The organism is Herbaspirillum sp. B65 (assembly GCF_000333555.1).
Lineage (GTDB): Bacteria > Pseudomonadota > Gammaproteobacteria > Burkholderiales > Burkholderiaceae_D > Herbaspirillum > Herbaspirillum rubrisubalbicans.
In genome coordinates, this window is sequence record NZ_BADI01000270.1 from 1 (window position 1) to 7,367 (window position 7,367).

The window sequence follows — 7,367 nt, forward strand, 5'->3', positions numbered from 1 at the left end:
CCCCATGCATGAGCTTCGAGGAAGTCAGCGAAGTTCTGGAATTTTGCGAAGGGGCGAGGGTGAAGGATGCACTCCAGCCTTTGCAGGCTTTCAATGCACGCCACGGCATGGCGGCTTTCCGAATGCCGGACGTCGACGATCAGGATGATGAGCAGCTACTAGGCACCGTCTATCGGGTGATGAAGGAAATTGGCCAGGTCGCCGAGACTGTCTCCGTCGCGCTGGAAGATGGTCGCATCACTGCGCAGGAACTGGATCTGATCGAGAAGAATTTCGCCCAGGGTATGTCTGCCTTGGGCGAGTGGCGCGAGCGAGTCCGCCAGCGAGCGGAGCGTGATGGTGCCGTGCAGTCGCAAAAGAAAGCCGCCAAGGGGCACTGATGGCCACAGATACCAATTCACTGGATTGGCAGATGGATTGCTTGGCTCGGTACATCCTCGATATGCCCACCAAGACGGCACGCATCGAGTTCCTGGAGCTCATGCGGTTGAAGCGGACAAAGGCGGCGGGGCCGGATGCAGTCGCCGACGCAGATCGGTTCGTGGCCGATCTGCGTCAGCGAATTCTCAAGCAACATGAATTGCGCAAAGCAGCGCAGAAGCAAGCGCCGTAAGTGGCGAAGCAGGGAGAAATATTGACGACGTTAGATCAAGCGGTACGACAGATGCGTGCTGCAGGCCTTCCCGCCCTGCCAGATGGGCATCCACGCACTGATGGCCGAATCTGGCGGTTTGGGCCAGGGAAGAAAAGCTGGTACGTACTGCACGAAGTCAGGCGGGCCAATGGCTCCTGGTCGGTCCACGGCGCTTATGGCACTTGGCAGGGTACCAATAACTACTCGACCAAAATCGAGGCGGATTGGACTGATGTCTCAGATGCTGAACGGGCTGATCTGGAGCGCCGCCAGCGCGAGCTGGATGTACTGGAGCGGGAACGGCAGCAAGAGCGGGCAAAGAATGCGGCCAACCGCGCGCGCCAGCAATGGGCCGAGGCCGAGACTGCTGGTGAGTCGTTCTATGCATTGCGCAAGCAGATAACCACGCCAGGTTTGAGATTTCTGGCTGACGGAACGCTTTTGGTGCCGATGCTCAAGCAGGCCGGTGATGGGCTCGAACTGGTGGGTCTGCAGAAGATCGCCGAAGATGGCTCGAAGACCTTCAACAAGGGCATGGCAAAGGCTGGGGCATTTTGCCCGATTGGGAAGTCCGGCCAGGATGAGAAGGTTCTTTTCATTGCCGAAGGCTATGCGACGGCGCGTAGCGTGCGTATGGCGCTTCAGGATACCGTGCCAGGATTCGTTGCCTTCGACGCGGGGAACTTGCTACCGGTTCTGCAGGGTGTCCGAGCACGGCATCCTGATGCGCACATCCTCATCTGTGCGGATGATGACTTCTCCTTCGAGCCGCGCGTCTCCCGGGACTTGTCGAAGCAGTATGGTATCGAGGGTGTGGTCATCGACGGACAGCAGCGTAGGCATCCCGGTAAGGATGGGGAATACCTAGTCACCGCCAGTTGGTGCCAGGGTATAGGCGAACTCCGGTTCATCGACGTTCGCATTGCTGGTGATGGATTCACGCGCACCTTGCGGTACGAAAACACTGGATTGGTCAAAGCCCATGAAGCCGCGCTGGTGATCGGCAATGCGTCGGTGGTGGCGCCTGAGTTTGCAGATCGGGGCGAGAACAAGTGGACCGATTGGAACGACCTTCATTGCGTCGAGGGCCTGGATGTGTGCGCTCAGCAGCTATCTGCTGCAGTCCTGTGTGCGCTCACGCCGCCGGTGGTCAAGGCCGCGCAGGCCGAGAAAGAGCTTGCGCGTTCGGTGGCGGCACCAGTCGCGAACGCCGCTGCCGCAGAGAAGGTGATCTGCTCTGAGACTGGGCCGATGGAGGCTGAGCATGAGAATTCCGAGCTGACCTGGGAGGCTCGCCTCGTCCGCAATGACAAAGGGCAGATTCTTCCTGTTCTGAGCAATGTTGTCGACGTCCTGCTCCACTCTCCCGATTGGGAGGGCGTGATTGTGTACGACGAATTCAGCGGCCAGGTGGTCAAGGCTAAGGCGCCACCATTTCCGCGTGGAGAGATTGGGGAGTGGACCGATAAGGACGATCTGCGTGCGACTCTGTGGATACAGAGGAAGTATTCCTTCCATCCTCGGGAAGACGTGGTGATGAAGGGGGTGCTGTTGGCCGCTGACGCACAATCGCGGCACGTGGTGCGCGACTACCTCGATCCGCTTGTGTGGGACGGAAAAGAGCGTCTATCGATGTGGATGATTGACTACCTTGGGGCCGAGGATATGGAGTATGTGCGCCGGGTATCACGCAAGTTCCTGATCGGAGCAGTGGCTCGGATTTACAAGCCAGGCTGCAAAATGGACAACGTGCTGATCCTCGAAGGCACTCAGGGGCTGAAGAAGTCAACTGCTCTGAAGACGCTTGCTGGCGAGTGGTTCACCGATGCGCCGCTGCGATTCGAAAATAAGGATACCTATTCGATCATGCGCGGCAAGTGGTTTATCGAGCTGGCCGAGCTGGACTCCTTCAACAAGGCCGATTCGGAGGCCGCCAAGCAGTTCTTCGGTCAGTATGTCGACCGGTACCGGGACTTTTATGGCAAGCGGGCCAGCGATGTGCCGCGCCAGCAGGTTTTTGCGGGGAGCACGAACAAATACGTCTACCTGAAGGATGAAACCGGCAACCGCCGTTATTGGCCGGTTCGAGCCATCGAGATCAATCTTGACGGGCTTGCTGCTGCCAGGGATCAATTGTGGGCGGAGGCCGTGGTAGCATTCCGGGCCGGTGAGCCATATTGGGAAACGCCTGACGATGTGCCTCTGTTCCGCGAGCAGCAAGAGGCACGCTTCGTCAGCGATGCTTTCACCGAAGTCATCGCCAGTGGCCTGCTTGGCAAGTCGCAAACCAGTGTCACCGATGTTCTTCAAAACATCCTTAAGCTCGATATGTCCAAATGGACGATGCCGGAGCAGCAACGCGTCGGCCGTAGCTTGGGGCAGTTGGGATGGGTTCGTAAGCGAGGCCCGAGCAAAGCAGGTAATCGCGATTGGATTTATGTGCGCGGAGAGCCGGAGGCGGGGAACGGTTCCGGTGCTCATGAGGAGGCTGACGATGATCCTATCTGAGGCCATCCGGCAAGAATATTTTGCTCTGTCCCAGTACACCGATTCACTGGGACAGGACTGGGACAGGCCCGTAAATACTGGGCTGTCCCAGTATATCGATTCACTGGGACAAGACTGGGACAGCCCTGTAATTACTAAGCTGTCCCAGTATCCCGATTCACTGGGACAAACCTGGGACAGTGCACCCAAATCTGTCCCAGTGTCCCAGTCGGGCGGAATGACTGGGACAGCGGAAACCCGCTTGTCACTGCGGGTTGTCCCAGCTGTCCCAGTTGTCCCAGTGGATTGCCTCGTGCGTGTGTTGGCGCGCACATGTGCGAGGGCGCGTGCGTGCGCGTATACGCGTGCGCGCGTCCCCTGTCTTTTTACTGGGACAACTGGGACAACTGGGACAGTAGCCAAGATGGGAGGTCGCCATGGTTGATGGTCTCCACAATTTCCATCAACCAGCGGAAACCCAGGCCGACGACTTGGATGGTAGTGACCCGGTGCTTTTCTCTCGGCTGCAAAACTGGCGAGAATATCTTCGGCCTGGTGGACGATCTATGGGCGGTGATGGGCCAGGATGGGTCGGCCAGTACATCGCGCTTCGGAATACCGACCAGAATATCGGCGCCACTTCTCTTGCTCGTCACTCTGGCCGGCGTGCAGATACGAGAGATGGTTGGTTGGTCGAGCGCGCTGTCGCCTCGTTGGGCAGTGAGTACGAGCGTGAGCTACTGAGAGCCTGGTATGTGTGGTGCTTACCTCCATCTGTTATCCGCCGCCGGGCCCGTGTCCGAGGGCCGCATCTTCGTGATGCCAGGTTACGAGCTGAAAAAAATTTGCAGCTGGCTCTTGTCAAACTGGAGGCGCGGGACTAAAGTTACATCCAACAAATTTACGTCGCCGCCGTTTTGCGTGCCTTGAAGTGTCTGCCTTATGGCAGGCATTTTGGCGACCAAGTTAAGAAAAGCCCCGCCTAGCAATGGTCAGGGGCTTTTTCTTTTTTTCCGCTACTTGGTAGAATCTTCGAGTCAATTTAGGAGAATCTATGTCGCTCTATACCGATGCAAAGGCATTTGCAACACAGGAAATCGAAAAAGAAAAGTCGCGAAAGCGGGAGCGCGAAGCGGAACTGCAGCGACAGCAAGACGAATTTGTTAGCTTCGCGAAGCGCGTGTTGGATTCGACCATCGAAACGTTAGAGGGTCTAGTTCAAGAGATGCGTGCTGACAAAGCTACAGCAGTCCTGCAATCGGGATTCCGTCGCGATGATGGATACTTTGTTGATTTTAAATTTCAGCTCTCAGCAGATGCGGATCCTGTTCAAACGCACTATGCCTATACGATTACTTTGGGCGGATCGCAAGTGGTGAATGCTAATGTCGTCGGTGTTGACGAAGTAGATGCCAGGAATATGCGGATTAGGACGGACGCAGGAGACCCGAATCTTGTGTTGGATATTTTGGCGGGTGTTAAAAAACTTATCTCTTATGCGCTGATCAAAGGAAATTCGCTTCTATAGTTTCTAAATGCAATAGCAAGGCCCCTCCGAGGAGGGGCTTTTTTTCGTCTTCCTTTTTAGCGGCGGCATTGATGTCGGTTGACTACAAGCGATTATACGGAACCAAGGAGTGGTTTCGCCTCCGACATCATCAGTTGAGAAATGAACCGTTGTGTAGGTTCTGCTCACTCATGAAGCGTGTGACCGCCGCGACTGTCGTCGACCACATCGAACCGCACCGTGGTAACGAAGAGAAGTTCTTCGACCCTAAGAACCTCCAGTCTCTCTGCAAATCGTGCCATGACTCAGTGAAGCAGCAGCTGGAGAAGAGTGGTGTCATGCGCGGCTGCGATGAATCTGGCCTGCCTTTGGATCGAAACCATCACTGGAACCGGAAATGAACTTCACCACACATCCGAGCAACAACGGCGTACTAGGCGCGCCGGCTGGCTGGGACCAGGAGCGTATCGCTTGTGATGGATTACCGGTTACCTGCTCGGAAATCAGCGGCCAACAAGTTGTGATCTCGTATTGGCAACCGAGTGCAGAAGAGATCGCCTTGCTGGTTGCCGGCAAGCCAGTCGGTCTGGTGGTGTTCGGTGGAACGATGCCGCCAGTTGCATTGGCTGTTACCGAGGGCTAGAGCATCGCCCGCAAAGACCCGCCTGGACTGGGGTTGCGGCCGGGCTCACCAAACATTGCAATTTTTCAATAAAGTTACGTTTTTGCAATAAAAAAGGGCGGGGGCGGGTCGAAAGTTCCGGCCGCGCCGCTTCCACACCGCTCGCCTCCCGTTTTTTGTTAGAGCGGGAAATATGGGAGGGGGGTATCTCGACATAGGAGGTCATCATGGCTGGCAATTCCAACTCTGGCCGCAAGCCGCTGCCAGCAGCATTGCATCTGATTGGCGGCAATCGCAGTAAAAAAAGCGCGGCTGAACTGGCTGGCGCCGGCCGACCGGTCGTCGCTCCGGCTGCGCCGCCCGAGTGTCCCGAGTTTCTCTCACCTGATGCTCGCGGAGAATGGCAGCGCATCGTCGCTGATTTGCTGGTCATGGGCCTGCTGTCCCGCGTGGACCGGGCCGAGCTGGCGGTGTATTGCCAGGCCTGGGGCGACTGGAAGTACGCCCGTGAAAAGATTACCGAGCTCGGCGAGCAAGGTTTTTCCGAGATGACGCCCAGCGGCTACAAGCAAATGTCCGTCTGGATGCAGATATCGAACCGTGCCGAGGATCGTATGCGCACGGCCGGCGCTTCATTCGGCCTGAACCCATCGGCGCGTATGCGCCTGAACGTTAATCCTCCCCAAGGGGAGCTTTTCCCCAATGAGCCCAAGGAAACCGCGAACAAGTTCTTCGGCGATTGACCGTACCACTGACTACGCACGTGCCGTCGTCAAGGGGAAGGTGGTGGCCGGCCCGGATGTGCGGCACGCGTGCAAGCGCCATCTGCGCGACTTGAAGGAAGGGAAGAAGCGCGGCCTGCGCTGGGATCTGGAGGCGGCCAATCATGCCATCGCCTTCTTCGAAGAGGTGCTCTGCCTGAATGGTGGCTCCTTCGAGGGCAGTCCATTCTTGCTGATCGGCTGGCAGTGCTTTGTCGTCGGTAGCTTGTTCGGCTGGATGGGCGCGGATGGTCTGCGCCGCTTCCGTGTGGCTTACATCGAGACAGCGAAGGGCAGCGGCAAGTCGCCGCTCGCGGCCGGCGTCGGCCTCTTCGGACTGACTGCCGACCGCGAACAGCGCGCCGAGGTGTATGCTGCAGCGACCAAGAAAGAACAAGCGCAGATCCTGTTCCGGGATGCCATTGCGATGTACGAGCAGTCGCCCCAGTTGGCTGCGCGCTTGGTGACCTCAGGCAGCAAAGGCAAGGAATTCAATCTGGCGTACCACGCCACGTCCAGCTTCTTCCGCACGATCAGTGCAGATGATGGCCAGTCTGGTCCGCGCCCGCACATGGCCCTGATTGACGAAGTGCATGAGCACAAGTCGCCCCTGGTGATCGAGATGATGCGGGCCGGCACGAAGAGTCGGCAGCAGGCGCTGATCTTCATGATCACCAACTCCGGTACCGACAAGCAGTCGGTCTGCTGGAGCTATCACGAATACGGCTGCAAGGTCGCAGCCGGAACCGCGGAGAACGATGGTTTCTTCGCCTTCATCTGTTCGCTAGATGAAGGGGACGATCCATTCAAGGATGAGAGCTGTTGGGAGAAGGCGAACCCAAGCTTGTCAGTCGGCATTCCTGGTCTGAAGTATCTGCGCGAGCAGGTCACGGATGCACGCGGGATGCCCTCGAAAGAGGCCATCGTGCGACGGCTGAACTTCTGCCAGTGGACGGAGGCAGGCAGTCCCTGGATATCGGCTGATATCTGGTTCAGTTGCCAGGACGAAGAGAAGCTACCGCTGGAGGCATATTACGGTCGGGCCGGCGTGGCTGGCCTGGATCTGTCCAGCACTCAGGACTTGACCGCGTTGGTACTGGCCCTTGATCCCATCCCGGAAGATCCTGTGACGCGGATCATCCCGTTTTTCTGGTTGCCGGGCGATGGCTTGCACCTCAAAGCCGAGAAAGATCGGGTTCCCTATCTGGTCTGGCGGGATGCTGGTTACCTGGAAGCGCTGCCGGGCCGGGCGGTGGACCGCCTCGCGGTGCTCAACCGGGCCGCAGCGCTGACAGCAGCATTCGACTTACGAGCGATCCATTGTGATCGGTGGCGACTGGAAGACTTCAGCATCTG

Annotated in this window: 8 protein-coding genes; all 8 read left to right on the top strand. The window is 57.7% G+C overall.

Annotated elements, in window-relative coordinates:
• Positions 1-380: phage regulatory CII family protein (locus tag I5W_RS07050; RefSeq protein ID WP_044528695.1), on the top strand; the 380-nt coding region annotated here is incomplete at its 5' end.
• The gene (locus I5W_RS07055) at positions 380-613 is read left to right on the top strand and encodes a hypothetical protein (protein ID WP_044528696.1); all 234 of its coding nucleotides are present in this window, start codon (positions 380-382) and stop codon (positions 611-613) included. The genes I5W_RS07050 and I5W_RS07055, both read left to right, overlap by 1 nt.
• Before the next feature lie 51 nt (positions 614-664).
• Complete coding sequence (locus I5W_RS07060; protein WP_159106109.1) at positions 665-3,142, top strand: VapE domain-containing protein; 2,478 nt, start codon at positions 665-667, stop codon at positions 3,140-3,142.
• Between the two features lie 1,033 nt (positions 3,143-4,175).
• Entirely contained in the window at positions 4,176-4,649 is a 474-nt protein-coding gene (locus tag I5W_RS07070; protein WP_044528698.1) for a hypothetical protein, read from the top strand.
• Positions 4,650-4,720: 71 nt separating this feature from the next.
• On the top strand, positions 4,721-5,029 hold the full coding sequence (locus tag I5W_RS07075) for an HNH endonuclease (protein ID WP_044528703.1): 309 nt from the start codon (positions 4,721-4,723) through the stop codon (positions 5,027-5,029).
• The gene (locus I5W_RS07080) at positions 5,026-5,271 is read left to right on the top strand and encodes a hypothetical protein (protein WP_044528699.1); all 246 of its coding nucleotides are present in this window, start codon (positions 5,026-5,028) and stop codon (positions 5,269-5,271) included. The genes I5W_RS07075 and I5W_RS07080 overlap by 4 nt, the downstream gene beginning before the upstream one ends.
• A 206-nt stretch (positions 5,272-5,477) precedes the next feature.
• Positions 5,478-5,993, top strand: a complete 516-nt coding sequence (locus tag I5W_RS07085) for a phage terminase small subunit P27 family (protein ID WP_044528700.1) — start codon at positions 5,478-5,480, stop codon at positions 5,991-5,993.
• Positions 5,994-6,036: 43 nt separating this feature from the next.
• Positions 6,037-7,367: terminase large subunit (locus tag I5W_RS07090; protein ID WP_044528701.1), on the top strand; the 1,331-nt coding region annotated here is incomplete at its 3' end.

Coding starts and splice junctions, on each gene's coding strand:
- I5W_RS07055 (WP_044528696.1), top strand. CDS start 380: ATGGCCACAGATACCAATTCACTGGATTGGCAGATGGATTGCTTGGCT.
- I5W_RS07085 (WP_044528700.1), top strand. CDS start 5,478: ATGGCTGGCAATTCCAACTCTGGCCGCAAGCCGCTGCCAGCAGCATTG.
- I5W_RS07080 (WP_044528699.1), top strand. CDS start 5,026: ATGAACTTCACCACACATCCGAGCAACAACGGCGTACTAGGCGCGCCG.
- I5W_RS07070 (WP_044528698.1), top strand. CDS start 4,176: ATGTCGCTCTATACCGATGCAAAGGCATTTGCAACACAGGAAATCGAA.
- I5W_RS07075 (WP_044528703.1), top strand. CDS start 4,721: ATGTCGGTTGACTACAAGCGATTATACGGAACCAAGGAGTGGTTTCGC.
- I5W_RS07060 (WP_159106109.1), top strand. CDS start 665: ATGCGTGCTGCAGGCCTTCCCGCCCTGCCAGATGGGCATCCACGCACT.